The sequence below is a fragment of the Streptomyces sp. NPDC088733 genome (genome assembly GCF_044751185.1).
GTDB lineage: Bacteria > Actinomycetota > Actinomycetes > Streptomycetales > Streptomycetaceae > Actinacidiphila.
Window position 1 is genome coordinate 123,064 of sequence record NZ_JBIVLH010000010.1, and the last position, 23,537, is coordinate 146,600.

The 23,537-nt window shown below is 73.4% G+C and carries 23 protein-coding genes; 12 read left to right on the forward strand and 11 right to left on the reverse strand.

Features of this window, described 5'->3' with window-relative positions:
• Window positions 1-90: 90 nt before the first annotated feature.
• A complete protein-coding gene (locus tag ACIP64_RS20180) occupies window positions 91-2,616 on the reverse strand; it encodes a SpoIIE family protein phosphatase (RefSeq protein WP_401588407.1) in 2,526 nt (841 codons plus the stop codon).
• A gap of 179 nt (window positions 2,617-2,795) precedes the next feature.
• Between ACIP64_RS20180 and ACIP64_RS20185 the strand changes: the two genes are divergently transcribed.
• From ACIP64_RS20185 to ACIP64_RS20195, 3 genes are all read left to right on the forward strand, one after another.
• Window positions 2,796-4,208, forward strand: a complete 1,413-nt coding sequence (locus ACIP64_RS20185) for a DUF2252 domain-containing protein (protein WP_401588410.1) — start codon at window positions 2,796-2,798, stop codon at window positions 4,206-4,208.
• A 258-nt stretch (window positions 4,209-4,466) separates the two neighbouring features.
• Window positions 4,467-5,276, forward strand: coding sequence for a hypothetical protein (locus tag ACIP64_RS20190; RefSeq protein ID WP_401588413.1), 810 nt, complete (start codon window positions 4,467-4,469; stop codon window positions 5,274-5,276).
• 48 nt (window positions 5,277-5,324) lie between these two features.
• Window positions 5,325-5,657 carry a rhodanese-like domain-containing protein gene (locus ACIP64_RS20195; RefSeq protein WP_401588416.1) on the forward strand — a complete coding sequence of 111 codons (333 nt, stop codon included), beginning with the start codon at window positions 5,325-5,327 and terminating at the stop codon, window positions 5,655-5,657.
• Between the two features lie 53 nt (window positions 5,658-5,710).
• Here ACIP64_RS20195 and ACIP64_RS20200 read toward each other — a convergent pair whose 3' ends face one another.
• Genes ACIP64_RS20200 through paaA form a run of 5 tightly spaced genes read right to left on the reverse strand, consistent with a single transcriptional unit; the run spans window position 5,711 to window position 9,295 of the window.
• A complete protein-coding gene (locus tag ACIP64_RS20200; RefSeq protein WP_401588418.1) occupies window positions 5,711-6,790 on the reverse strand; it encodes a 2Fe-2S iron-sulfur cluster-binding protein in 1,080 nt (359 codons plus the stop codon).
• Window positions 6,791-7,294 carry a 1,2-phenylacetyl-CoA epoxidase subunit PaaD gene (paaD, locus tag ACIP64_RS20205; protein WP_401588421.1) on the reverse strand — a complete coding sequence of 168 codons (504 nt, stop codon included), beginning with the start codon at window positions 7,292-7,294 and terminating at the stop codon, window positions 6,791-6,793.
• Complete coding sequence (gene paaC, locus ACIP64_RS20210; RefSeq protein ID WP_401588423.1) at window positions 7,288-8,004, reverse strand: 1,2-phenylacetyl-CoA epoxidase subunit PaaC; 717 nt, start codon at window positions 8,002-8,004, stop codon at window positions 7,288-7,290. The genes paaD and paaC overlap by 7 nt, the downstream gene beginning before the upstream one ends.
• On the reverse strand, window positions 8,001-8,294 hold the full coding sequence (gene paaB, locus ACIP64_RS20215; protein ID WP_360904658.1) for a 1,2-phenylacetyl-CoA epoxidase subunit PaaB: 294 nt from the start codon (window positions 8,292-8,294) through the stop codon (window positions 8,001-8,003). The genes paaC and paaB overlap by 4 nt, the downstream gene beginning before the upstream one ends.
• Window positions 8,291-9,295, reverse strand: coding sequence for a 1,2-phenylacetyl-CoA epoxidase subunit PaaA (gene paaA / locus ACIP64_RS20220; RefSeq protein ID WP_401588426.1), 1,005 nt, complete (start codon window positions 9,293-9,295; stop codon window positions 8,291-8,293). The genes paaB and paaA overlap by 4 nt, the downstream gene beginning before the upstream one ends.
• Window positions 9,296-9,593: 298 nt before the next feature.
• Here paaA and ACIP64_RS20225 point away from each other — a divergent pair, with 298 nt between their 5' ends.
• Window positions 9,594-10,274 (forward strand): DUF5819 family protein, encoded by a 681-nt coding sequence (locus ACIP64_RS20225; protein WP_401588429.1) that lies wholly within the window; start codon window positions 9,594-9,596, stop codon window positions 10,272-10,274.
• On the forward strand, window positions 10,271-11,617 hold the full coding sequence (locus tag ACIP64_RS20230) for an HTTM domain-containing protein (RefSeq protein WP_401588431.1): 1,347 nt from the start codon (window positions 10,271-10,273) through the stop codon (window positions 11,615-11,617). The genes ACIP64_RS20225 and ACIP64_RS20230 overlap by 4 nt, the downstream gene beginning before the upstream one ends.
• On the opposite strand, the gene ACIP64_RS20235 is transcribed toward ACIP64_RS20230, so the two are convergent.
• Genes ACIP64_RS20235 through ACIP64_RS20245 form a run of 3 tightly spaced genes read right to left on the reverse strand, consistent with a single transcriptional unit; the run spans window position 11,598 to window position 13,840 of the window.
• Complete coding sequence (locus ACIP64_RS20235) at window positions 11,598-12,383, reverse strand: TrmH family RNA methyltransferase (protein ID WP_401588434.1); 786 nt, start codon at window positions 12,381-12,383, stop codon at window positions 11,598-11,600. The genes ACIP64_RS20230 and ACIP64_RS20235 overlap by 20 nt on opposite strands.
• A 22-nt stretch (window positions 12,384-12,405) precedes the next feature.
• The gene (locus ACIP64_RS20240; protein WP_401588437.1) at window positions 12,406-13,323 is read right to left on the reverse strand and encodes a pyridoxamine 5'-phosphate oxidase family protein; all 918 of its coding nucleotides are present in this window, start codon (window positions 13,321-13,323) and stop codon (window positions 12,406-12,408) included.
• A 55-nt stretch (window positions 13,324-13,378) separates the two neighbouring features.
• Window positions 13,379-13,840: a VOC family protein gene (locus ACIP64_RS20245; RefSeq protein WP_401588439.1), complete on the reverse strand. Its 462-nt coding sequence runs from the start codon at window positions 13,838-13,840 to the stop codon at window positions 13,379-13,381.
• Window positions 13,841-13,965: 125 nt separating this feature from the next.
• Here ACIP64_RS20245 and ACIP64_RS20250 point away from each other — a divergent pair, with 125 nt between their 5' ends.
• The gene (locus ACIP64_RS20250) at window positions 13,966-14,532 is read left to right on the forward strand and encodes a CGNR zinc finger domain-containing protein (protein WP_401588442.1); all 567 of its coding nucleotides are present in this window, start codon (window positions 13,966-13,968) and stop codon (window positions 14,530-14,532) included.
• A 42-nt stretch (window positions 14,533-14,574) separates the two neighbouring features.
• Here the strand turns inward: ACIP64_RS20250 and paaN are convergent, their stop codons facing one another.
• Window positions 14,575-16,251 (reverse strand): phenylacetic acid degradation protein PaaN, encoded by a 1,677-nt coding sequence (gene paaN, locus ACIP64_RS20255; RefSeq protein ID WP_401588444.1) that lies wholly within the window; start codon window positions 16,249-16,251, stop codon window positions 14,575-14,577.
• Window positions 16,252-16,385: 134 nt separating this feature from the next.
• On the opposite strand from paaN, the gene ACIP64_RS20260 reads away from it, so the two are divergent.
• Genes ACIP64_RS20260 through ACIP64_RS20270 form a run of 3 tightly spaced genes read left to right on the forward strand, consistent with a single transcriptional unit; the run spans window position 16,386 to window position 19,362 of the window.
• Complete coding sequence (locus tag ACIP64_RS20260) at window positions 16,386-17,921, forward strand: 3-hydroxyacyl-CoA dehydrogenase (protein ID WP_401588446.1); 1,536 nt, start codon at window positions 16,386-16,388, stop codon at window positions 17,919-17,921.
• A 2-nt stretch (window positions 17,922-17,923) separates the two neighbouring features.
• Entirely contained in the window at window positions 17,924-18,568 is a 645-nt protein-coding gene (locus ACIP64_RS20265; protein WP_401588449.1) for a TetR/AcrR family transcriptional regulator, read from the forward strand.
• 32 nt (window positions 18,569-18,600) lie between these two features.
• Window positions 18,601-19,362 (forward strand): alpha/beta hydrolase family protein, encoded by a 762-nt coding sequence (locus ACIP64_RS20270; RefSeq protein WP_401588452.1) that lies wholly within the window; start codon window positions 18,601-18,603, stop codon window positions 19,360-19,362.
• Here ACIP64_RS20270 and ACIP64_RS20275 read toward each other — a convergent pair.
• Complete coding sequence (locus tag ACIP64_RS20275) at window positions 19,359-19,901, reverse strand: Lrp/AsnC family transcriptional regulator (protein WP_360904689.1); 543 nt, start codon at window positions 19,899-19,901, stop codon at window positions 19,359-19,361. The genes ACIP64_RS20270 and ACIP64_RS20275 overlap by 4 nt on opposite strands.
• Window positions 19,902-20,052: 151 nt before the next feature.
• Here ACIP64_RS20275 and pdhA point away from each other — a divergent pair, with 151 nt between their 5' ends.
• The 3 genes from pdhA to ACIP64_RS20290 are packed head-to-tail and all read left to right on the forward strand — an operon-like array spanning window position 20,053 to window position 23,509.
• Window positions 20,053-21,153: a pyruvate dehydrogenase (acetyl-transferring) E1 component subunit alpha gene (gene pdhA / locus ACIP64_RS20280; RefSeq protein WP_401588455.1), complete on the forward strand. Its 1,101-nt coding sequence runs from the start codon at window positions 20,053-20,055 to the stop codon at window positions 21,151-21,153.
• Complete coding sequence (locus tag ACIP64_RS20285) at window positions 21,150-22,172, forward strand: alpha-ketoacid dehydrogenase subunit beta (protein ID WP_401588457.1); 1,023 nt, start codon at window positions 21,150-21,152, stop codon at window positions 22,170-22,172. Before pdhA ends, ACIP64_RS20285 begins: the two co-directional genes overlap by 4 nt.
• On the forward strand, window positions 22,172-23,509 hold the full coding sequence (locus tag ACIP64_RS20290) for a dihydrolipoamide acetyltransferase family protein (protein ID WP_401588460.1): 1,338 nt from the start codon (window positions 22,172-22,174) through the stop codon (window positions 23,507-23,509). Before ACIP64_RS20285 ends, ACIP64_RS20290 begins: the two co-directional genes overlap by 1 nt.
• Window positions 23,510-23,537: the final 28 nt, after the last annotated feature.

A 23,537-nucleotide genomic window follows, 5' to 3' on the forward strand; every position in this document is an offset into this window, starting at 1 on the left:
GTTTGCGGGAGCCGGAGACCGGCCGCCTCGACATACGTGCCGCCTCCGGCACGGGCGTCACTGTCCCGGTTCCGGGCGGGGCGCTGCCGTTCAGGAGGGCAGTGGCAGCTCGAACCAGACGACCTTGCCGACGGCCTTGCGGCTGGTGCCCCAGCGCCGTGAGAGGTTGCTCACCAGGGCCAGCCCGCGGCCCTCCTCGTCGTCGGCGTCCGCACGCCGCAGCTGCGGCAGGTTGTGGTCGTCGTCGCTCACCTCGACCAGCAGCTTGCCGACCCGCATCAACCGCAGCGAGACCTCGTGCGACGCGGCCCGCAGCGCATTGGTCACCAGCTCGCTGACCAGCAGCTCCGTCAGCTCGCCGAGCCCCTCCAGCCCCCATTCGGCCAGCTGCGCGCGGGTGAGCGCCCGCGCCCTGCCGACGTCGGACGGGTCCAGCGACAGCTGCCACTCGGCGACGTCCTGCGACGGAATGCCCTGGAAGTTGGCGACCAGCAGTGCCACGTCGTCACGCCGGTCGTCGGAGTGGACGCGGCTGAGGATCTGCTCGCAGACGTCCTCCGGGGTCTGCTGCGGCTCGATGACGTTCGCGCAGAGCGCCGCCAGACCGGCGTCTATGCCCTGCCCGCGCACCTCCACCAGCCCGTCGGTGCACAGCACCAGCCAACTGCCGTCCGGGACCGGGATCTCCACCGTCTCGAAGGGCACGCCGCCCACCCCGATCGGGGCGCCCTTGGGGATCTGCAGCAGCTCGCTGCGGCCGTCGTGCCGGGCCAGCACCGGCGGGATGTGACCGGCGTTGGCCAGGGTCAGGGTGCGGTGGATCGGGTCGTAGACCGCGTACACGCAGGTCGCCAGGTGCTCGGCGCCGAGCCGGTGGGCGAGGTTGTCCAGGTGGCGCAGCAGCTGGGCGGGCGGCAGGTCGAGCGCGGCCATGGTGATCACCGAGGTCCGGAACTGGCCCATCACCGCGGCCGACAGCAGTCCGTGCCCCATCACGTCGCCCACGATCAGCGCGACCCGGCCGCCCGGCAGCTGGATGGCGTCGAACCAGTCGCCGCCGACCTGCGCCTGGCGGTCACCGGGCATGTACCGGTGGGCGATCCGCACCCCGGGCAGGCGCGGCGGCCGGGTTGGCATCATGCTGCGCTGAAGGGTGGCCGCGGCCCGCGACTCCATCCGGTGCAGCCGCGCGTTGTCCAGGTGGACGGCGCCGCGCGCGGCCACCTCGGAGGCCGTCGCGGCGTCCTTGGCGTCGAAGGGGCGACGGCCCGGGTGCCGCAGGAAGCACATCCGGCCCAGCACCGTGCCGCGCGCCGTCAGCGGCACCACGATCATCGAGCGGTCCGGCAGCAGCGGTCCGAGTCCCGGCACTCCCAGGTCCACGGCGATGTCGCGGGCGATCGCGGGGTCTATCACCGGCACGACCAGGGGCTCCCCGATGCGCGGGGTGCTGTCGGCGGGCAACGGGATCAACTCGCCCTCCGGCAGGGCGGCCGCCCACGAGCCGGGGGTCGCCGCGGTGTGCGCGACCGCCACCCGGCGGGCGATGATCGTGTCCCCCGCCCGGTCGTCCTTGGGCAGCTCGGTGTCGGAGAACAGCTGGTCCACGACGAGCACCGCCGCGAAGTCGGCGAACCGCGGCACGGTGACCGCGCACAGCTCGCGTGCCGTTGTCTCCAGGTCGAGGGTGGAACCGACCTTGGCACCCGTCTCGCGGAGCAGCGCCAGCTGCTCGTCCAGCACATGCCCGGGGGCGAGCGCCGGAGCGGGAGCGGGGGCGAGCGCCGGCGGGGCCCCGTCGGTGCGCGGGCCCGGGAGCAGCTCGCGGTAGGCCGGACGGGTCGCCCGGGCCGTGCGGCCGGTGCCGGGGTTGGCGGGCGCCGCCCGCACCGCGCCGGCCTCGTACTCCTCGGGCAGGACGGGCAGCGGCAGCGTGCCGTCCACCTCGACCGCCGGGTATCCCAGCGGAACGATCTGCTGCATGATCCGCTCCAGCCGCCCCGCACTGACCCGGGGCAGCACCGAGCCGAGCCGTGCCGCCAGATGCCCGGCGTGCCCGGGATCGGGGACCGGTGCGAGGCGCGCGGCGACACGGACGCCCCCGCGCAGCGCCGAGCTGTCGGCGGCGTACGGCAGGAGGCGGTCGCCGAGCGCGAGCCGGGGCCCGGTGTCGCGCAGCGGGCGGGCGTTGGCGGCGATCAGCAGCAGGCTGCGGCCGGCCGGCTCCATGATCCGGTACGACCACCACATCACGTCCTTGACGGCGCCGTCGCGGTCGGTGGCGGGCAGGCTGCCCGCCCACGCGGGCTCCGTGAGGTCGTCCAGCAGCTCCAGGACGTCCTGCCCGGTGGCCGTGGACCGGCCGGGCGGCCCCGGCGGGACTGCCGGTCCCGGCACCCCGGACGGCCCGGCCGGGCCCGGGGCGTGGGGCAGCAGACCGGTCGACGGGCGGCCGAACACGCCTTCCCAGCGGTGCCCGAACAGCTCCTCGGCGCCGCGGTTCCAGTACGAGATGTCCCCGTCGGGGTCGACGCACACGACGGCGAGGCGCAGCAGGGCGGACACACCCGTGGCCGCGAGCGCGGTGGTGGTGGCGGTGGCAGGGAGCCTGGTCATCTCATCCAACGTCGGGTACCTGCGGTTCGGCTGCGGTTCGGCGCGGAAGGCTGAAGGAGCAATCAGGGTCGGTTCGTTCGTGTTCAGGCAAGCATGAAACAACGGACGCGGTCCGGTAAATGGCTAGATTGCCCCCAGGAGTGACCAACCGGGCATGGCCCGAAGGGGTGGAGAGGCGCGTGGAGCAGGTGCAGCAGGCGGAGCACAGAATTCCGCACATCCCCGGGTTCGCGCGGTGGCCGCACGACGGCGCCCCCAAGGAGCAGGGCCGGGCTCTGCGCCGGCGGGTGCCGCGCGAGACGCACGCCGAACTCGCGTCCGAGGACGGCCGGCAGGGGGCCGTGGAGTCGGTGCTCGCCTCCGGCGAGGGGCGCATCCCCGGCCTGGTGCCGCTGCGGGTGGGGCGGATGGCCGCGAGCCCCTTCGCGTTCCTGCGCGGCTCGGCCGGACTCATGGCGGGCGACCTCGCCGGCACCCCGGTCACCGGCGTCGGCACCCAGATCTGCGGCGACGCCCACGCCGCCAACTTCGGCCTGTACGGCGACCACGGCGGCCGCCTGGTCATCGACATCAACGACTTCGACGAGACCGTGCACGGCCCCTGGGAATGGGACGTCAAACGGCTCGCCGTCTCCCTGGTGCTCGCCGGACGCGAGGCCGGCGCGGACGAGGACATCTGCCGCGGTGCCGCCTTCGACGCGGTCGGCGCGTACCGGCGCACCATGCGGCTGCTGGCCAAACTGCCGGTCATGGAGGGCTGGCACGCCATCGCCGACGAGGAACTGGTCACCCACGCCGACGCCCGCGACCTGGCCGGCACGCTGCGCCGGGTCGGCGAGAAGGCGCGGCGCAACACCAGCGCCAAGTTCGCCGCCCGTGCCACCGAGCCGGACGGGGGCGGCGGACGGCGCTTCGTCGACGCGCCGCCGGTGCTGCGCCGGGTGCCCGACGCGGAGGCGGCGGCCGTCGCGGGCGCGCTGTCCCTGGACGGCTACCTGGCCACGGTCGGCGAGGACCGGTGGCCGCTGCTGTCCCGCTACGCGGTGCACGACGTGGCGTTCCGGGTGGTCGGCACCGGCAGCGTGGGCACACGCTCGTACGTGGTGCTGCTCCTGGACCACCACGGGGAGCCGCTGGTGCTCCAGGTGAAGGAGGCGCGGCGGTCGGCGCTGGTGCCGCACCTGGCGCGGGCCGGCTTCGACACGCCCGCGGCCGGGCACGAGGGGCGGCGCGTGGTGATGGGGCAGAAGCGGATGCAGGTCGTCAGCGACAGTCTGCTGGGGTGGGCGGACGTGGAGGGGCGCCCGTACCAGGTGCGGCAGTTCCGCAACCGCAAGGGCAGCGTCGACCCCGCGTCGCTGCGGGCCGGGTTGATCGACGACTACGCGCGGATGACGGGGGCGCTGCTGGCCCGGGCGCACGCGCACAACGCGGACCCGCGGCTGATCGCCGCCTACTGCGGCAAGGGGGAGCAGCTGGACGAGGCGGTGGCGGCGTTCGCGGTCGCGTACGCGGACCGTACGGAGGCGGACCACGCGGAACTGCTGGCGGCGGTCCGGGCGGGGCGGATCGCGGCGGAGACGGGCATCTGAGGCGGATCCCGGGTCTGGGTGGCGAAGGGGCGCGGAGGGGCCCGCGGGGGCCTGGGGGGGGCTGGAGGGGCCTGCGCGGGCGGTCCGGGAGTGCGCCGGGGGCACGTCTTCCGCGGGGCGGCGGTGGGGCGTCCGAGTGCGCTCATGTGCGCGGGGCGCGCGCCGGAGCGCACAGGAGCGCGCCGACGGGGCACGCGGGGCGTGAGCAGGCTCACGGACCTTGTGACCGGCACCCGTTCGGCCTCGTAGGCTGGACCGGTGAAGAAAACCTCCGGCACTGAAACGACCGCCGCCTCCTCCGATCCGCAGGACCGGCTGGCGCAGGCCGTGCGGGCCGCCGAGCACGCACTGATCGAGTTCGAGATCGCGGTGGAGACCTTCCGGGTGGAGGTCGAGAACTTCTCCCGGCTGCACCATCAGAAGCTCGGGCCCATGTACGCCCGGCTCGACGAGCTCGACGCGCTGATCGCCGAGGCGGTCGCCGCCAAGAGCGGCGACCGGGACGACATCCGGCGTGCCTGGGAGGCCCGGGCCCTTGTGATGCCCATGCCGGGGGTCGAGGAACTGTTCGGGGGGCTGCTCGGCTCCGACGGCGTCCGGCCCAGCGAGGACCCCCACCCGCCGCGCCGCGTCCGGCCCGGCAAGGAGGCGCAGCGCCTCTACCGTGAGCTGGCCCGCAAGGCGCACCCCGACCTGGCGCAGGACGAGGCGGAGCAGGAGCGCCGCAGCGAGTTCATCGCCCGGGTCAACGAGGCGTACGCCTACGCCGACGAGGAGCGGCTGCGCGAGCTGGCGGCCGAGTGGGAGGCCGGGCCGGTGCCGGAAGAGCAGCAGCCCAGCGAGGGCGAGGTGCTCTACGCCCGGCTGGAGTGGCTGGCGCAGCGCAAGGAGCAGCTCGCCGCCTCGGCGGCGGAGCTGGAGGAGAGCGCGATCGCGCAGATGATGAAGCTCTCCCCGGACGATCCGGACAGTCTGTTGAACGAGATCGCCGAGAGCCTGCTCAACCAGGTCGCCAACCGCGAGGCGCGGCTCGCGGAGCTCGTCCGGTCCGAGAAGGGCCCCGAGTAGCGTCCGGGGTACCGTCGGACCGCACGCCCTATCGAAGGAGTCCTTGCCATGTTCAACGCCCAGCTGCCCGCGGTGGACCCCGTGCAGGTGCCGGCCGACGGCTATCTGCTGGACGTCCGCGAGCACGACGAGTGGAACGCGGGGCACGCCGAGCACGCGGTGCACATCCCGATGGGCGAGGTCGTGGCCCGTCTCGCGGAGCTGCCGGAGGACGGCCGTGTGCACGTGGTCTGCCGGGTCGGCGGCCGGTCGGCGCAGGTCACGCAGTACCTGGTCGCGCAGGGGATCGACGCGGTGAACGTCGACGGCGGCATGCTCGGCTGGGAGGCCGCGGGCCGCCCGCTGGTGGCGGACGGCGGCGACCAGGCGTACGTGCTCTGAGCCCTGCGGCCGGGCGGCCCCGGCCGCGGGGTCAGGCGTCGTGAGGGGGCCGGTCAGGCGTCGAAGTCCACCTCCACTGAGGAGGTGACCGGGCGCGACTGGCAGGCCAGCACGTATCCCGCCTCGATCTCCTCGGGCTCCAGGGCGAAGTTCCGGTCCATCCGCACCTCGCCGGAGACCAGCTTTGACCGGCAGGTCCCGCACACTCCGCCCTTGCAGGCGTAGGGCGCGTCCGCCCGGTTGCGGAGCACCGTCTCCAGCACCGACTCACCGCCCTGCGAGGGCCAGCTGCCGGCCCGCCCGTCGAGGGTCGCGCGCACGGTGGCGCCCTCGTGGGCACCGGCGGCCGCGGCGCTCACCGGTGCGGCGTCCACATGGAAGATCTCCTCGTGGATGCGGCCGCGGGTCACCCCGAGGCCGCGCAGCGCCCGCTCGGCGCCCTGCACCAGCCCGTAGGGGCCGCACAGGAACCAGCCGTCGATCCGCTCGACCGGCAGCAGGGACGGCAGCAGACCGGTCAGCCGCTCCTTGTCGAGCCGGCCGGACGGCAGCCCCGCCTGCTGCTCCTCGCGGGAGAGCACCGTGACCAGCTGGAAGCGGTCCGGGTAACGGTCCTTCAGGTCGGCGACCTCTTCGAGGAACATCGTGGACGCCGCGGTGCGGTCGCTGCGTATCAGGCAGAACCTGGCGTCCCGCTGACGGGCCAGCAGGGTCGAGGCGATCGACAGCACAGGGGTGATCCCGCTGCCGCCGACCACCGCCGCGAAGTGCCCCGGCCGCGGGTGCAGGACGAAGCGCCCGGCCGGGCTCATCGCCTCCAGGACGTCGCCCACCGCGAGTTCCTTGTGGGCGAAGGTCGAGAACTCGCCCTCCTCCACGAGCCGCACGCCCACCCGCAGGGTGCGCGGCGCGGCCCCGTGCGGTGCCGGGTCGCACAGTGAGTACGTCCGCCGGATCTCGCGGCCGTCGGCCGTGCGGCGCAGGGCGATGTGCTGGCCGGGCGTGTAGCGGTAGATCTCGCCCAGTTCCTCGGGCACATCGAGGGTGACGGCCACCGCGTCGTCCGTGAGCCGGTCGACCTCCGCCACCCGCAGCGGGTGGAAGGCGCCATGCGCCCCGGGGACGGGTGCCATCTACAGCTCCTTGAAGTGGTCGAACGGCTCGCGGCAGCTCTCGCAGCGGCGCAGCGCCTTGCACGAGGTGGACGAGAAGCGGTTGAGCAGGACGGTGTCGAGGGAGCCGCAGTGCGGGCAGCGCACCGCGAGCTCCAGCGGTATCGGCCCGCCGCCGGGCGCGGCCTGCCGCGGGGGAGCGATGCCGTACTCGGTGAGCTTGCGGCGGCCCTCGTCGGTGATGGCGTCGGTGGACCAGGGCGGTGAGAGCACCGTGCGGACCGACACCTCGGTCATGCCGCGCTCGCGCAGCACCTGCGTCACGTCCGCGGCCATGGTGTCCAGGGCGGGGCAGGCGGTGTAGGTCGGGGTGAGCTCGACCTCGACGCTGCCGGGGCCGGTGAGGTGGACGCCGCGGAGGATGCCCAGGTCCTGGAGGGTGAGGACGGGCAGCTCGGGGTCGGGCACGGCGCCGACGGCCGCGCGCAGCTCCGCCTCCAGCGCGCTGAGGCCCGCGGTCACCATGTCGCCCCCGGGTGTGCGCGGTGCAGGTGCTGCATCTCCGCGAGCATCCGCCCGAAGGGCTCGGTGTGGATGCCCTGCCGGCCGGCCCCGGCGGACCAGGGTGTCGTGCTGGGGCCCTCGGGGAGCGTCAGCGTGGCCCGGCCGAGGACGTCGGAGAGGGCGGCGAGCCAGGGCTCGCGCAGCTGCGGGAGGGCCACCGGCAGGCCTTCGACGGGCTGGAACATCTCGCCGGTGTAGCGCCACAAGGTGTCCAGGGCGCGCTGCATCCGTGTCCGGCTCTCCTCGGTGCCGTCGCCGAGGCGCAGGGTCCACTGGACGGCGTGGTCGCGGTGGTAGGCGACCTCCTTGACGGCCTTGCCGGCGAGCGCGGCGAGACCGGTCACCTCGGGGCCGCCCTTGGCGCGGGCCAGTTCGCCGTACATCAGCTCCTGGTACAGGGAGAAGTAGAGCTGGCGGGCGATGGTGTGGGCGAAGTCGCCGTTGGGCTGCTCGACGAGCTGGAGGTTGCGGAACTCCCGCTCCTCGCGCAGGTAGGCGAGTGCGTCCTCGTCACCGGCGAGGGACAGCAGCACGCGGGCCTGGCCGAGCAGGTCGAGGGCGATGTTGGCGAGGGCGACCTCCTCCTCCAGGACCGGGGCGTGCCCCGCCCACTCCCCCAGGCGCTGCGCGAGCACCAGCGCGTCGTCCCCCAGTGCGAGTGCGGCGTTCACAGGTGCTCCACTCCCTCGGGGATCTCGTAGAAGGTCGGGTGGCGGTACGGCTTGTCCGCGGACGGGGCGAAGAAGGGGTCCTTCTCGTCGGGCGAGGAGGCGGTGATCTGGGTGGAGGGGACCACCCAGATGGACACGCCCTCGCTGCGCCGGGTGTACAGGTCGCGGGCCTGCCGCAGCGCCATGGTGGCGTCCGGGGCGTGCAGGCTGCCGGCGTGGGTGTGGCTCAGTCCGCGTCGGCTGCGGACGAAGACCTCCCACAGCGGCCACTCCTGGGCGCTGGTCGTCATCGCTCTCCCCCTTCGGTCCCGGCCGTGCGACGGGCCGCTTGCTGCTTGGCCGCATGGGCGGCGGCCGCCTCGCGGACCCACGCGCCCTCTTCGTGGGCGGTGCGCCGCTGGCTCAGGCGCTGTTCGTTGCACGGCCCGTTGCCGCGCAGGACTTCCTGGAACTCGGTCCAGTCGATGGCTCCGTAGTCGTGGCAGCCGCGCTCCTCGTTCCACCGCAGGTCGGGGTCGGGGAGCGTGAGGCCGAGGATCTCGGCCTGGGGGACGCAGATGTCCACGAAGCGCTGCCGCAGTTCGTCGTTGGAGTGCCGCTTGATCTTCCAGATCGTGGACTGGGCGGAGTGGGCGGACTCGCCGTCGGGCGGGCCGAACATCATCAGCGAGGGCCACCACCAGCGGTCGACGGCGTCCTGGGCCATGGCGTGCTGCTCGGCGGTGCCCTTGCTGAGGGCGAGCAGCAGCTCGTACCCCTGGCGCTGGTGGAAGGACTCCTCCTTGCAGATGCGGATCATGGCGCGGGCGTACGGGCCGTAGGAGCAGCGGCACAGCGGCACCTGGTTGGTGATCGCGGCGCCGTCCACGAGCCAGCCGATGGCGCCGACGTCGGCCCAGGTCAGCGTGGGGTAGTTGAAGATCGAGGAGTAGCGCTGACGGCCGGCGTGGAGCTTGTCGAGCAGCTCGTCGCGGCTGACGCCGAGGGTCTCGGTGGCGCTGTAGAGGTACAGGCCGTGGCCGGCCTCGTCCTGGACCTTGGCCATGAGGATGGCCTTGCGCCGCAGGGAGGGCGCGCGGGTGATCCAGTTGGCCTCCGGCTGCATGCCGATGATCTCGGAGTGGGCGTGCTGTGCCATCTGCCGGACCAGCGTGGCCCGGTAGGCGTCCGGCATCCAGTCGCGAGGCTCGATCCTCGCTTCGGCGGCGACCGCCGCGTCGAATGCGGCGAGGAGTCCGGATCCCGTCTCCGTGGTCTCCGTGCTCTCCCCGGCCGCGGCCGCTGTCGTCATGCGAGGCCCCTTCCCTCCCGACCGACCGATCGTTCGGTTCAATGGTCGGGGGTGCCCGGGAGGGTGTCAAGGCCGGGCGGGGCCTGTGGAAAACCGCGAGCGAGGGGCCGCCGCACCCCCTCGTGGCGCTGCCGCGCCGGCCGCCGCGGAGCCCGCCGGCCGGTACCGAAGGCCGGGACGGCTGTACCGCCGCTGCGTGGCATGAGTACCGTTCCGTGCTGAGTGAACCGCGCGGGACGCCGGACCCGCCGGATGTACCGGACACACCGGACGCACGGGAACAGGAGCGAGAGCCACCATGGAGCCACCCGAAGGGCCCGGGGGAGCGACCGGGATATTCGCGCTGTCGCGGCCCTCCCGGATCGCGGTCGCGTTCGCGCTGGCCGCGGCGCTGGTCGGGGTGGCCGTGCACCTCCTCATGGTGTTCCTGCACGTCGCCCCGGAGAACACCCTCTCCAAGCAGCACGGCGACCTGGTCGGCGACTACGTCTACCCCGAGTTCGAGCAGAACTGGAAGCTCTTCGCGCCCAACCCGCTCCAGCAGAACATCCACGTCTGGGCGCGCGCCGAGGTCCGCAAGGCGGACGCCGGCGAGTCGACCACCGGCTGGGTCGACCTCACGGCCATGGACATCGCCGCGATCCGGCACAACATCGCCCCCAGCCACACCCAGCAGAACGAGCTGCGCCGGGCCTGGACCTTCTACAGCACCACGCACGGCGACCAGAACAAGCCGATCGGCCTGCGCGGCGACCTCAGCCGCGAGTACCTGCAAAGGATCGTGGAGCGGCGCCTCGGCCCCCGGCTCGACGGCGGCGACGTGGAACGCGTCCAGGTGCGCACCGGCACGACGGCGGTCGCCGCACCGGTCTGGAACCCCGAGAACACCGACACGCGCACCACCTTCCAGGTGCTCCCGTGGTGGATCGCGACCCCGCGGAGCCAGTCCGCCGCCGCGGGGCAGGAGGACGCGTCGTGACCGAGCCCGTGAACACTCCGGACCACTCCGTTGTCCCGGCTCCCTCGCCCGTTCCCGACCCCGCTTCCGCGCCCGTTCCCACTCCGTCCGAGGTGCCGTCGCCCTTCGCGGGCCTGGCCACCGCGGCCGACCGCGGGCTGACACGCGCCCTCGTCCGCGTCACCGGCACCGCCATCGGCCCGTACCAGAGCGCGGTCGTCCGGATCGGCATCGCGCTGACCTGGCTGCTGTTCCTGCTCCGCGAGTTCCCGCACCGCGACGAGCTCTACGGACCCGACGGCGTGTGGGGCTGGGCCCAGGCGAGCCGGCTGATCGCGGACAACCACGCCTTCACCGTCCTGATGTGGAGCGACGGTCGCGTCTGGTTCGAGTTCGTCTATGCCGCCGGCATCGCCGCGAGCGTCATGCTGCTGCTGGGCTGGCGCACCCGGACCGCCTCGCTGCTGTTCATGATCGGCGTGCTGTCGCTGCAGAACCGCAGCGTCTTCATGGGGGACGGCGGCGACAACGTCGTCCACCTGATGGCGATCTACCTGGTCTTCACCCGCTGCGGCCAGGTGTGGTCGCTCGACGCCCGCCGCCGCGCGCGCAGCGGGGACGAGCAGCAGGGCGAGGCCACCGGGATCGCCCTGTGGATCGTCCTGGGCCTGTTCCTCCTGATCGCGCAGTTGCTCGGCAGCACCGGCCTGACCTGGGCCGACGGGATGCTGCCGTGGCTCGGCTGGACCCCGTTCCTCTGGGGCGTCCTGCTGCTCCAGGCGGTGTGGTGGGCAGTGCGCCGCTATGCGCCCGGTGAGCCGCGCACGCTCCTCGACGTGTTCGCCAACATCACGCACAACGCGGCGATGCTGGTCATCGTCGTCGAGGTGTGCCTGATCTACGCCACGGCCGGCTGGTACAAGATCCAGGGCTCGCGCTGGCAGGACGGCACCGCGCTGTACTACCCGCTCCACCTGGACGACTTCAGCCCGTGGCCGGAGCTGTCGCACGCGATGGCGAGCAGCGGCCTGATGGTCATGGTGATCACGTACGGGACGGTGATCGTCCAGGTCGCCTTCCCGTTCACCCTCTTCAACCGCCGCGTGAAGAACGTGCTGCTCGCGCTGATGATCGTTGAGCACGCCTCGATCGCCGTCGTCCTCGGCCTGCCGATCTTCTCCCTGGCGATGATCGCGGCCGACGCGGTCTTCCTTCCGACGGGTTTCCTGCGCTGGGCCGGCGACCGCGCCGGCCGGCTGGTGCGCCGGGGACGCGCGGGCCGTGGCGACGCCGGCGGGCGCCCCGTGGTGCCGGCCCCCGGCCGCGGCACCGCGGAGCCCGCGGCTACGGACCTTCCGGTGTGACGGCGGCCGTGTCCGGCAGCCAGTGGAACAGGGCCATGCCGACCGTCGTCGCGAGGTTGAAGCTGGAGACCTGGGGGCGCATCGGCACGGCCAGCAGCCGGGTGGCCCGGGCCCGCAGACCGGGCGAGATCCCGTGCCGCTCCGAGCCGAAGGCCAGCAGCGCGTCGTCGGGAAGGGGTACGCGGCGGATGTCCTCGCCCTCGGGGTCCAGGACATAGAGCGGTCCGGGGGGCAGCGCGTCGGGGGCCAGCCGCTCCACCGCGGTCGCGTAGTGCAGCCCGGCCCCGGCCCGGACGACGTTCGGGTGCCAGGGGTCCAGGTCGTCGGGGCCGCCGACCGTGACGACTCCGGTGGCGCCGAAGCCCGCCGCGAGACGGATGACGGCGCCGACGTTGCCGAGATTGCGCGGGCCGTCGAGGACGACGACGGGCGCCTTGCGCGGCTGCTCGGACAGGACGCGCAGATTCGCCTCCCGGCCGGGGCGCGCGGCGAGGGCGGCGATGCCCGTCGGGTGGATCCGGGGCACGAGTTCGCGCAGGACGTCCGCGGGGACCTCGACGGCCTGGGTGTCGACGGCCGCGGCCACGTCCTCGGCCAGGTCGGCCGCCAGGGCCAGGACCGCGGCCTTGTCGGACGTGAGCACGGTGTGGATCCGGGCCCCGAAGCGCAGCGCGTGCTTCAGCGCGTGGAAGCCGTCCAGCAGGACGGCTCCAGGTGCGGCCTCCCGCCATTCCCGGGTGATCCGCCGGGTGTCGTCCGTGCTCATGGCCTCAGCCTAGGGGCAGCGCTCAGGCCTCCCGGACCGGCGGATTGGCGGGGGAGAACTCGGGGGCGCCCCAGCGCAGGGTGCTCAGGCCGGGCAGTTCGACGGCCTCGGTGACGGTGAAGTCCACGCCGCGTCCGTCCTCGCCGTCCGGGTCGCCGTCCCACGCGACGCGGGCCGTGCCGGTCAGCATGAGGACGCCGCCGGTCCGCCAGTCGGGGAAGAGCAGCCCGGTCGCGGGCCGGGTGGTGATGTTGCCCAGCGTCATGAACATGGAGTTGCCGCTGTAGTCCGGCCAGCGCAGCCGGTGGTCGTCCGTCACCGTCACGAAGCCGGGGTTGCCACCGCGATGGGAGGCGTCGGCGGCACCGTCGGGGCCGGATGTCGCGACGAAGAAGGTGTCCGCGGCGCGGATCCATTCCTGCTGGGCGGCGGTCAGCCCGCTGCCGTGCGTGGCGCGGCCGCCCGTGGCCGGGGGCAGCCCCGCGGCGGTCAGCTCGCGTCGCTGGATGTACTTGGGGCAGTTGGCGTACACCTGCTCGGTGCGGATCAGCAGGCCGTCGCCGTCCGGGCGGGCGGTGCCGTTGACCCGCATACGGCGCCGGGTCTCCGGTTCGACGGTGATCGTCCCGACCCGGGCCGGGCCCGCGAGGGCGGCGGCCAGCGGATCGTCGGGGTGCGGCCGGGCGGTGACGGCGACCGTGTGCGCGTCGGGGGAGCGCACGAAGCCGGGCGGGCCGGTGAGCAGCGAGGCCCACAGCCGTCCCCGTGCGTCGGCGGCGCCGACGACGATCATCCGGCGCTGTTCCAGGAAGGCCGCGGCGACGGCGGGGACGTCGTCACGGATGCCGCGGCCCACATGGTCGGCGCGGACCAGGACGCCGGCGCGGGTCTGCACGGCCCGCTCGCCGGGGTGGTAGGTGCCCGCCGTGTCGGTCGTCATGCCGTGGTCCTTCCTGGACAGCGGGTCGGGACGTGCGCGTGTGCGTTGCGCGCGGTTAGAAGAACCCGCAGGTGGGGGCTTCCGCGTGCGGTGCGGGGGCGGTGTCGGCGCCGGAGGCGGTGAAGATCTCCAGCCGGATGCCGTCCGGGTCGGCGAAGAAGATGCCGCCGGACGGGGCGCCCTCGCCGTGCGGGACCACGCCGTCGTGGGCGAACGAGGCGCCGAGCTCGCGCAGCACGTCCTCGGCGGCCCGGACCTCCTCGACCGAGTCGACCTGGAAGGACAGGTGGTGCAGGCCCGGCCGGGATGCGGCGAAGTCGCCCTCGCTCTGCTGCCACAGGGTCAGGACCAGGGCGCCGCCCAGCGAAAGGAACGCCCAGCGGCGGTCCCCGTCGGCGCCCTCGGCGGCATCGAAGCCGAAGACCCGCTGGTAGAAGGCGAGGGAGCGGTCGAGGTCCGTGACGTTGAGGCCGACGTGGCCCGTCTGCAGGGAGGTGGGTGCGGCGGCTGTGGTCATGGGGGCGGTGACTCCCTCGGTCGTGGTCGCCCGGCTCGTCCGGGTTAACCGTTCTCTACGAACGTAAGGGTTAGCCTGGAGACGGTCAACCGGTATCAACCCCTAAGGGGGTTAGAGTGGGGGGCATGTCGTCGCCCGTGATCGACCCGCGTCCGCTGCCCGGGGAACCCCTTTCGCTGGACCTCCTCAACACGCGGTGGATGACCGGTGACGGGCCGCGGGACCTGCTGGCCGAGCCCGACGGCCTGACGGTCTGGCTGGCGGCGAACAAGCTGGCGGGGCACTGCCCGCAGGATGCGGCGGCACGGGAGGCGCTGCTCGCCGCCCGGGAGGCACTCGCGGTGGCGGTGCGCGATCCCGGGGCGCCGTCGCGGGAGGCACTGGACGGGCTGAACGCGGTACTCGCCCACGGGCGGGTCCGGCGCCTCATCGGGCCCGACGGACGCCCGGCGGAGGAAGTCGAGACCGACCTGCCGGCCTGGCGGGCACCGTGGATCGCCGTCAACGACTACCTGGAGCTGCTGGCCGCCGATCCGGGGCGGATCCGGGCCTGCGCCCACGACCGCTGCGTCCTGCACTTCTTCGACACCTCGCAGAACCGCCGGCGCCGCTGGTGCTCGATGGCGGTGTGCGGCAACCGCGCGAAGGCGTCGCGGCACCACGCGCGCACAAAGGAGCCCCGTCCGGAGTGACAGGGCTCCTCCGGACGGGGCAGTGGTGCGGGCGCTCGCGGATCAGGCGGGGCGGCGGACCTCGATGACCCGGAAGCGGTTCGCGACGAAGGCGCCGTCGCACAGCGCGGCATTGGCGGCGGGGTTGCCGCCCGAGCCGTGGAAGTCGGAGAAGGCGGCCGTCTGGTTGACGTACACCCCGCCGGTCAGGTTGAGGGAGAGCTGGGCGGCCTCCTCCAGGCAGACCTCCTCGACCTTCCCCTCCACCTCGGGGGAGGTCGTGTAGGCGCCGACCGTCATGGCGCCCTTCTCGCGGACGGTGCGCCGCAGGAGCTCCAGCGCGTCGTCCGTGGAGTCCATGGCCACGGCGAAGGACACCGGCCCGAAGCACTCCGACATGTAGGCGGCCTCGTCGTCCGGCTTGGCGCCGTCCAGCTTGACCATCAGCGGGGTGCGGACCACGGCGCCGGGGAACTCGGGGTGGGCGACCTCGCGCGAGGCGAGGGCGACCTCGCCGAGAGAGGCGGCGGCCTCCAGCCGGGCCTTCACATCGGGGTTGACCAGGGCGCCGAGCAGGGCGTTGGCGCGGGCGTCGTCGCCGAGCAGACCGCTCACGGCCGCCGCGAGGTCGGCCGTCACCTCGTCGAAGCTCTTGTGGCCGGCGTCGGTCGGCACGCCGTCGCGGGGGATGAGGAAGTTCTGCGGGGTGGTGCACATCTGGCCGCTGTAGAGCGACAGGGAGAAGGCCAGGTTGGACAGCAGGCCCTTGTAGTCGTCCGTGGAGTCGATCAGGACGGTGTTGACGCCGGCCTTCTCGGTGTAGACCTGCGCCTGGCGGGCGTTGGCCTCCAGCCAGTCGCCGAAGGCGGTGGAGCCGGTGTAGTCGATGATGCGGATCTCCGGCCGCAGGGCGAGGGTCTTGGCCAGGCCCTCGCCGGGGCGCTCGGCCGCCAGGCACACCAGGTTCGGGTCGAAGCCGGTCTCGGCGAGCACCTCGCGCGCGATGCGCACGGTCAGCGCGAGCGGCAGCACGGCCCGCGGGTGCGGCTTGACCAGCACGGGGTTGCCGGTCGCCAGGGAGGCGAACAGGCCCGGGTAGCCGTTCCATGTCGGGAAGGTGTTGCAGCCGATCACCAGCGCGACGCCGCGCGGCACCGCCGTGAAGGCCTTGCGCAGGACCAGCGGGTCCCGCTTGCCCTGCGGCTTGGTCCACTCGGCCGCGCCCGGGGTGCGCACCTGCTCCGCGTAGGCGTACGCGACGGCCTCCAGACCGCGGTCCTGGGCGTGCGGGCCGCCGGCCTGGAAGGCCATCATGAAGGCCTGGCCGGAGGTGTGCATGACGGCGTGGGCCATCTCCGTGGTGCGCGCGTTGATCCGCGCCAGGATCTCCAGGCACACCAGGGCGCGCGTCTCGGGGCCCGCCTCGCGCCAGGCCGGCATGGCGGCCCGCATCGCGGGGAGCAGCACGTCCACGTCGGGGTGCGGGTACTCGGTGCCGAGCTCGATCCCGTACGGGGAGAGCTCACCGCCGGTCCAGCCGTCGGTGCCGGGCTGCCCCAGGTCGAAGCGGGTGCCGTGGAGCGCGTCGAACGCGGCCTTGCCGGTCTCCGCGTCGGCGTATGCCTTGGGGTGCTCGGGGTACGGAGACCAGTACTCGCGAGTACGGATTGCCTCGAGGGCCTTGTCGAGCGTCTCGCGATGCTTTTCGATCAGCGGGACAGCGGTGAGAACGGCAGCCATGGGGGCCAACTCCTCGTCGAGCTGGTGCTACGGGTGGGCAGGGTGCTGGCAACACGGCTAGATTAACCGAATGTTCGGTCGGGACAAGGGGGCCTGCCGAACCTGTGGACAAGTGGCGAGGAGCAGAGGCGACGATGAGCGCTCTTGACCGATCCAGCACGATCGCCGTTGTCGGCACGGGCACCATGGGCCAGGGAATCGCGCAGGTGGCGCTGGTCGCGGGGCACTCGGTGCTGCTGCACGACACCGGCCCGGGCCGTGCCGAGCAGGCCGAGCGGGCCGTCGCGGAGCGGCTGGACCGGCTGGTCGAGAAGGGCCGCATGACCCCCGGGGAGCGCGACGCGGCATGCGGCCGGCTGGCCGCCGCGCCGGCGATCGAGGACCTGGCAGGAGCGTCGCTGGTCGTCGAGGCGATCCTGGAGGAGCTCGGCGCCAAGCAGCAGCTCTTCACCGCGCTGGAGAGCGTGGTCGCGGAGGACTGCCTGCTGGCCACCAACACCTCCTCCCTGTCGGTCACCGCCGTGGGCGGCGCGCTGCGCCGGCCGGGCCGCCTGGTGGGGCTGCACTTCTTCAACCCCGCCCCGCTGCTCCCCCTGGTGGAGGTGGTGTCCGGCGCCGCCACCGACGAGGCGGCCGCGCAGACCGCGTACGACACGGCCGCCGCCTGGGGCAAGACTCCGGTGCGCTGCACCGACACCCCCGGTTTCATCGTCAACCGCGTCGCGCGCCCCTTCTACGCCGAGGCGTTCCGCCTGTACGAGGAGCGGGTCGCGGACCCGGCCACCATCGACGCGGTGCTGCGGGAGAGCGGCGGCTTCCGCATGGGGCCGTTCGAACTGACCGACCTGATCGGCCAGGACGTGAACGAGGCGGTCACGCGGTCGGTGTGGGACTCCTTCTTCCAGGACCCGAAGTTCACCCCGTCCCTCGCGCAGCGCCGCCTGGTGGAGTCCGGGTGGCTGGGGCGCAAGGCGGGGCACGGCTGGTACGACCACGCGCCGGGCGCGACGCCGCCCCTGCCGCACACGGCCGGGCCCGAGGACCCGCCCTCCAAGGTGACCGCGCACGTGAGCCCGTCCGGTCCGGCGGGCCGGCTGCCCGGGATGATCGCCGAGGCGGGCATCGAGGTGGTGGCCGGCGACGTCTCCGACGCCTCCGACGCCTACCTGGAGCTGCCCGGCGGCGGGCGGCTCTACCTGGCCAACGGCATCCAGGCCACGCCGGACCACCTGGAGGACGACGACGCCGGCGACTGGGTGCAGTTCGACCTGGCGCTGGACTACCGTGCCGCCACCCGTATCGCCGTCGCACCCGCCGACACGGCTCGTCCGGAGACGGTGCGGGCCGCGATCGGGCTGTTCCAGGCGCTGGGCAAGGAGGTCAGCGTCATCGACGACGCACCGGGCATGATCGTCAGCCGTACCGTGGCGATGCTCGTGGACTTCGCCGCCGACGCGGTCGCGCGCGGTGTCGCCTCGCCGCAGGACATCGACGCCGCGATGCGGCTGGGCGTGAACTACCCGCGCGGGCCGCTGGCGTGGGGCGACGAGCTGGGCCCGGCGTGGGTCGTCGAGGTGCTGCGCGGTCTGCACGAGGCCTGTCCCACCGGCCGTTACGCGCCGTCCCGCCTGCTGAACCGGCGCGCGGCGGCCAAGGGGGGACTGCTCTAATCATGACCATGGCACCGCGCGACACCTCCGCCCCGAAGCGGGACACCTACACTCCGGACTCGCTGCTCGCCGTCGCCGTGCAGGTCTTCAACGAGCGCGGCTACGACGGCACGTCCATGGAGCATCTGTCGCAGGCCGCGGGCATCTCCAAGTCCTCCATCTACCACCATGTGCGGGGCAAGGAGGAACTGCTGCAGCGGGCCGTCGGGCGCGCCCTGGACGGCCTGTTCGGCATCCTGGAGGAGCCGGCGGCGCGGCGCGGGCGCGCCGTCGAGCGCCTGGAGTACGTCACGCGGCGCACCACCGAGGTGCTGATGACGGAGTTGCCCTACGTCACGCTGCTGCTGCGGGTGCGCGGCAACACCAAGACCGAGCGCTGGGCCATGGAGCGCCGCAGGGAGTTCGACCACCGGGTCGCCGATCTGCTGAAGTCCGCGGTGTCGGAGGGCGATCTGCGGGTGGACGTGGCGCCGAGGCTCGCCACCAGGCTGCTCTTCGGGATGATCAACTCCCTTGTCGAGTGGTACCGGCCGCATGTGCCGGGCGCCGGGAACGCGGGGCCGGCGGCGGAGGCGGCGGAGCAGGAGGACGCGGCGGTCGTGGACGCCGTGGTGCGCCTGGCGTTCGACGGGCTGCGGATATCTTGACGTTGGTCTAGTCCAACCCTCACGCTCGGCGCATGCTGCCCTTGACGGTCCGTGCCCGTGTACGCGCCCCGCTGGCCACCGCCGTGCTGCTGCTTCTCGCGGGCTGCGGGGGCACGGGAAACGGGAAGGCCGCCGCCGGGGCAACGCCGCCGGAGGACTTCGGGTGTCTCACCGAGGCACAGGCCAAGTCCGGGACCACCTCCTACGACGACACCGAGGGCAACCCGGTGGACGCCTGGCTCGGCGGCAAGGGCGCCGCGGCCGTGCTGCTGATGCACCAGTCGGACGGCGACCTGTGCCAGTGGATGCCGCAGGCGGAACTGCTGGCCGGGGACGGCTACCGCGTGCTGGTCGTCGACTCCAACGGCAGCGAGGTGCCCGAGGTCGTCGCCGGCGTGGCCCTGCTGCGCGCCAAGGGCGCCCGGCATGTGCTGCTCATGGGCGCGTCCAAGGGCGGCACGGGCGTCCTCGCGGGGGCCGTGGAGGTGAACCCGCCGGTCGACGCCGTGGTCTCGCTGTCCGCCCCCGAGTACTACGGGGTGACGGACGCCGCTTCCGCGGTCCCCCGTCTGACGGCGCCGGTGCTCTACATGGCCGCGGCCGGCGACACCGAGTTCGCCGAGGCCGGCAAGGCCCTGCACAAGGCGACGACGAAGGCCCCCGAGAACCGGCTGGAGATCGTCGGCGGCCCCATGCACGGGGTGGGCATGCTCACCGACGACGCCAACTGGGCCACCGTGACGGACTTCCTGGCGAAGTACGCGGGCGGCTCCGGCGGGGGCGGCGCCGGCTAATCGGTCAGTACCCGGTCGGTCTCCTCGAAGACCAGCAGAGTGCGGCTGCTGAGCACCTCCGGCACCGCCTGGATCCGGGTGAGCACCAGCTCCCGCAGGCTGCGGTTGTCCGGCGTGTGCACGAGCATCAGCACATCGAAGTCCCCGCTGACCAGGGCGATGTGCGCCACCCCCGGCAGCTCCAGCAGCTTCTCGCGCACGGTGCGCCAGGAGTTCTGCACGATCTTCAAGGTGATGTACGCGGACGCGCCCTGACCTGCCCGTTCGTGGTCGACGCGGGCGGTGAAGCCGCGGATGACGCCGTCCTCGATGAGCCGGTTGATGCGGGCGTACGCGTTCGCCCGTGACACGTGGACCCGCTCGGCGACCGACCGTATCGACGCCCGGCCGTCCTCCTGGAGGTAGCGCAGGATCGTGCGGTCGATCGCGTCCAGCGGCCGGACCGCCGCGGCGGGGTCGGCCGCCGCCGCGGGCTGGGCCTCGGGGGAGCTCCCCCGAGAAATTTGGGAATCCGTCACGCCCCCGAGCCTCCCTACCATGGACGTACTGGCTCCATCTCAGGCTGTGCAGAACCGTTTGTCCACAGGCGGAACACACCTGTAGCCAAACTGCCTCCGGCGACCGAACAATCGGTAGGGGGAGCGATACCCGCTGCCCCGATTCGAACACGCCCACGAGGAGGTGCTCGCGATGACCGTCCTGGACCAGCCTGTCTGGCACCCCCGCACCGATCCGGCGCCGCTGCTGCCCGATGCCGAGCCGTACCGGCTGCTCGGCACCCCTGCGGCCGGCGCCCTCGATGCCGGACTTCTGACCTCGATGTACGGACAGCTGGTGCGCGGCCGCCGGTACAACCGGCAGGCCACCGCGCTGACCAAGCAGGGCCGGCTCGCCGTGTACCCCTCCAGCACCGGCCAGGAGGCCTGCGAGATCGCCGCCGCGCTCGCCCTGGAGCCGCGGGACTGGCTGTTCCCCAGCTATCGCGACACCCTCGCCGCCGTCGCCCGCGGCGTCGACCCCGTCGAGGCGCTGACGCTGCTGCGCGGCGACTGGCACACCGGCTACGACCCGCACGAGCACCGCGTCGCCCCCCTCAGCACCCCGCTCGCCACCCAGCTCCCGCACGCCGTCGGCCTCGCGCACGCCGCCCGCCTCAAGGGCGACGACGTCGTGGCGCTCGCCATGGTCGGCGACGGCGGCACCAGTGAGGGCGACTTCCACGAGGCGCTGAACTTCGCCGCCGTCTGGCGCGCGCCCGTGGTCTTCCTCGTGCAGAACAACGGCTTCGCCATCTCGGTGCCCCTCGCCAAGCAGACGGCCGCGCCCTCGCTGGCGCACAAGGCCGTCGGATACGGCATGCCCGGCCGCCTTGTGGACGGAAACGACATCGCGGCCGTGCACTCGGTACTGGCCGAGGCCGTCGCCCGCGCCCGCGAGGGCGGCGGACCCACCTTGGTGGAGGCCGTCACCTACCGCATCGACGCCCACACCAACGCCGACGACGCCACCCGCTACCGCGAGGACGCCGAGGTCGAGGCCTGGCGCGAGCACGACCCGATCGCCGTGATGGAGCGCGCGCTGCGCTCCCGCGACCTGCTCGACGAGGCGCTGACCGCGCAGGCCGAGAAGGACGCCGAGGCCATGGCGGCCGATCTGCGCGAGCGTATGAACCAGGACCCGGTCCTGGACCCGATGGATCTGTTCGCCCACGTCTACGCCGAGCCGACCCCGCAGCTGCGGGAGCAGGCCGCGATGCTGCAGGCCGAGCTGGAGGCCGAGGCCCAGTCATGAGCACCACGACCACGACCCCGGTCGCCGCCGCGCGCAAGCCCGCGACCATGGCGCAGGCCCTCAACCGGGCCCTGCGCGACGCCCTCGCCGCCGACCCGGCCGTCCATCTCTTCGGCGAGGACATCGGCACCCTCGGCGGCGTCTTCCGCATCACCGACGGCCTCGCCGCGGAATTCGGCGACACCCGGTGCACCGACACCCCGCTCGCCGAGGCCGGCATCCTCGGCACCGCCGTCGGCATGGCGATGTACGGCATGCGCCCCGTCGTCGAGATGCAGTTCGACGCATTTGCCTACCCCGCGTTCGAGCAGCTGGTCAGCCATGTCGCCCGGATGCGCAACCGCACGCGCGGCACGATGCCGCTGCCCATCACCATCCGTGTGCCCTTCGGCGGTGGCATCGGCGGCGTGGAGCACCACAGCGACTCCTCCGAGGCGTACTACACCCACACCCCGGGCCTGCACGTCGTCACCCCGGCCACCGTCGCCGACGCCTACGGCCTGCTGCGTGCGTCGATAGCCTCCGACGACCCGGTGATCTTCCTGGAGCCCAAGCGGCTGTACTGGTCGAAGGCCGACTGGTCGGCGGAGGCACCGGAGCAGGTGGCGCCGATCGGCACGGCGGTGGTCCGGCGTCCCGGCCGCTCGGCGACGCTGATCACCTACGGCCCCTCGGTGCCGGTCTGCATGGAGGCCGCGGAGGCCGCCGTGCACGAGGGCTGGGACCTGGAGGTCGTGGACCTGCGCAGCCTGGTGCCCTTCGACGACGAGACGGTGGTGGCGTCGGTGCGGCGCACCGGGCGCGCGGTCGTCGTCCAGGAGGCCTCCGGCTTCGGCGGCATCGGCGCGGAGATCGCCGCCCGGGTCACCGAGCGCTGCTTCCACTACCTGGAGGCCCCGGTCCTGCGGGTCGCCGGGTTCGACATCCCGTATCCGCCGCCGATGCTGGAGCGGCACCACCTGCCCGGTGTCGACCGCATCCTCGACACCGTCGGCCGGCTGCAGTGGGAAGGGGCGTGATGGCCGTCGTCCGCGAGTTCCTGCTGCCCGATCTCGGCGAGGGCCTGACCGAGGCCGAGATCGTGCGGTGGATGGTGCGGGTCGGTGACGTCGTCGCCATCGACCAGCCGGTCGTCGAGGTCGAGACGGCCAAGGCCGTGGTGGAGGTGCCGTGCCCCTACGGGGGGGTCGTCACCGCCCGCTTCGGCGAGGAGGGCCAGACCCTCGACGTCGGGCGCCCGCTGATCACCGTCGCGGTGGAGTCCCGGTCCCCGGAGGACGCGGGTCCGGCGGGCGCCGGCGGTGCCGCGCCCGGCGGGGACTCCGGTTCCGGGAACGTCCTGGTCGGCTACGGGACGAGCGGTCCCGCGGCGCGGCGCCGGCGGGTCCGCCAGGTGCTCGCGACGGCGGCCGCCCCCGCGGTTGTCACCGCGCCCGCGCCTGCGCCCGCGCCCGCGCCTGCTCCCGCCCCGCGCCTTGTGGCCGACGACCGCTCGGCCGGGCCGGTGGCGGTCATCTCGCCGCTGGTGCGGCGCATCGCCCGCGAGCACGGGCTCGACCTGCGCGCGCTGAAGGGGACCGGCCCCGACGGGCTGATCCTGCGTGCGGACGTCGAGCGCGCCGTCGCGGTGCCCGCGGCGGAGACCGCGCCCGCGGCGCCGGCCGCCGAGGGCACCCGCGTACCGCTCAAGGGCATCCGCGGAGCCGTCGCCGAGAAGCTCAGCCGCAGCCGCCGGGAGATCCCGGACGCCACGTGCTGGGTGGACGCCGACGCCACCGAACTGCTCGCGGCGCGGGCCGCGATGAACGCGGCGGGCGGTCCGAAGGTGTCCGTACTTGCCCTGCTCGCGCGTATCTGCACCGCGGCGCTCGCCCGCCACCCCGACCTCAACGCCACGGTGGACACCGAGCGCGGCGAGATCGTCCGGCTGCCCGCCGTGCACCTGGGCTTCGCCGCCCAGACCGACCGGGGCCTGGTCGTCCCCGTCGTACGGGACGCGCAGGCACGCACCACGGACGAGCTCTCGGCGGAGATCGTCCGGCTCACCGAGGCCGCGCGGGCCGGCCGGCTGACCCCGGCCGAACTGACCGGCGGCACCTTCACGCTCAACAACTACGGCGTCTTCGGCGTCGACGGCTCCACGCCGATCATCAACCACCCTGAGGCCGCGATGCTGGGAGTCGGCCGGATAGCACCCAAGCCATGGGTGCACCAAGGGGAGCTGGCGGTGCGTCAGGTCGTGCAGCTGTCCTTCACCTTCGACCACCGGGTCTGCGACGGCGGCACCGCCGGCGGGTTCCTGCGCTACGTGGCCGACTGCGTGGAGCAGCCGGCGGTCCTGCTGCGGGGGGTGTGAGCACGGCTCACTGGGCGATACTCCGGGC

Bases quoted from the DNA above. Each gene is read 5' to 3' on its own strand.
- ACIP64_RS20180 (WP_401588407.1), bottom strand. From the start codon at position 2,616: ATGACCAGGCTCCCTGCCACCGCCACCACCACCGCGCTCGCGGCCACG.
- ACIP64_RS20195 (WP_401588416.1), top strand. From the start codon at position 5,325: ATGTTCAACGCCCAGCTGCCCGCGGTGGACCCCGTGCAGGTGCCGGCC.
- ACIP64_RS20200 (WP_401588418.1), bottom strand. From the start codon at position 6,790: ATGGCACCCGTCCCCGGGGCGCATGGCGCCTTCCACCCGCTGCGGGTG.
- paaD (WP_401588421.1), bottom strand. From the start codon at position 7,294: ATGGTGACCGCGGGCCTCAGCGCGCTGGAGGCGGAGCTGCGCGCGGCC.
- paaB (WP_360904658.1), bottom strand. From the start codon at position 8,294: ATGACGACCAGCGCCCAGGAGTGGCCGCTGTGGGAGGTCTTCGTCCGC.
- paaA (WP_401588426.1), bottom strand. From the start codon at position 9,295: ATGACGACAGCGGCCGCGGCCGGGGAGAGCACGGAGACCACGGAGACG.
- ACIP64_RS20225 (WP_401588429.1), top strand. From the start codon at position 9,594: ATGGAGCCACCCGAAGGGCCCGGGGGAGCGACCGGGATATTCGCGCTG.
- ACIP64_RS20235 (WP_401588434.1), bottom strand. From the start codon at position 12,383: ATGAGCACGGACGACACCCGGCGGATCACCCGGGAATGGCGGGAGGCC.
- ACIP64_RS20240 (WP_401588437.1), bottom strand. From the start codon at position 13,323: ATGACGACCGACACGGCGGGCACCTACCACCCCGGCGAGCGGGCCGTG.
- ACIP64_RS20245 (WP_401588439.1), bottom strand. From the start codon at position 13,840: ATGACCACAGCCGCCGCACCCACCTCCCTGCAGACGGGCCACGTCGGC.
- ACIP64_RS20250 (WP_401588442.1), top strand. From the start codon at position 13,966: ATGTCGTCGCCCGTGATCGACCCGCGTCCGCTGCCCGGGGAACCCCTT.
- paaN (WP_401588444.1), bottom strand. From the start codon at position 16,251: ATGGCTGCCGTTCTCACCGCTGTCCCGCTGATCGAAAAGCATCGCGAG.
- ACIP64_RS20260 (WP_401588446.1), top strand. From the start codon at position 16,386: ATGAGCGCTCTTGACCGATCCAGCACGATCGCCGTTGTCGGCACGGGC.
- ACIP64_RS20265 (WP_401588449.1), top strand. From the start codon at position 17,924: ATGACCATGGCACCGCGCGACACCTCCGCCCCGAAGCGGGACACCTAC.
- ACIP64_RS20270 (WP_401588452.1), top strand. From the start codon at position 18,601: ATGCTGCCCTTGACGGTCCGTGCCCGTGTACGCGCCCCGCTGGCCACC.
- ACIP64_RS20275 (WP_360904689.1), bottom strand. From the start codon at position 19,901: ATGGTAGGGAGGCTCGGGGGCGTGACGGATTCCCAAATTTCTCGGGGG.
- pdhA (WP_401588455.1), top strand. From the start codon at position 20,053: ATGACCGTCCTGGACCAGCCTGTCTGGCACCCCCGCACCGATCCGGCG.
- ACIP64_RS20285 (WP_401588457.1), top strand. From the start codon at position 21,150: ATGAGCACCACGACCACGACCCCGGTCGCCGCCGCGCGCAAGCCCGCG.
- ACIP64_RS20290 (WP_401588460.1), top strand. From the start codon at position 22,172: ATGGCCGTCGTCCGCGAGTTCCTGCTGCCCGATCTCGGCGAGGGCCTG.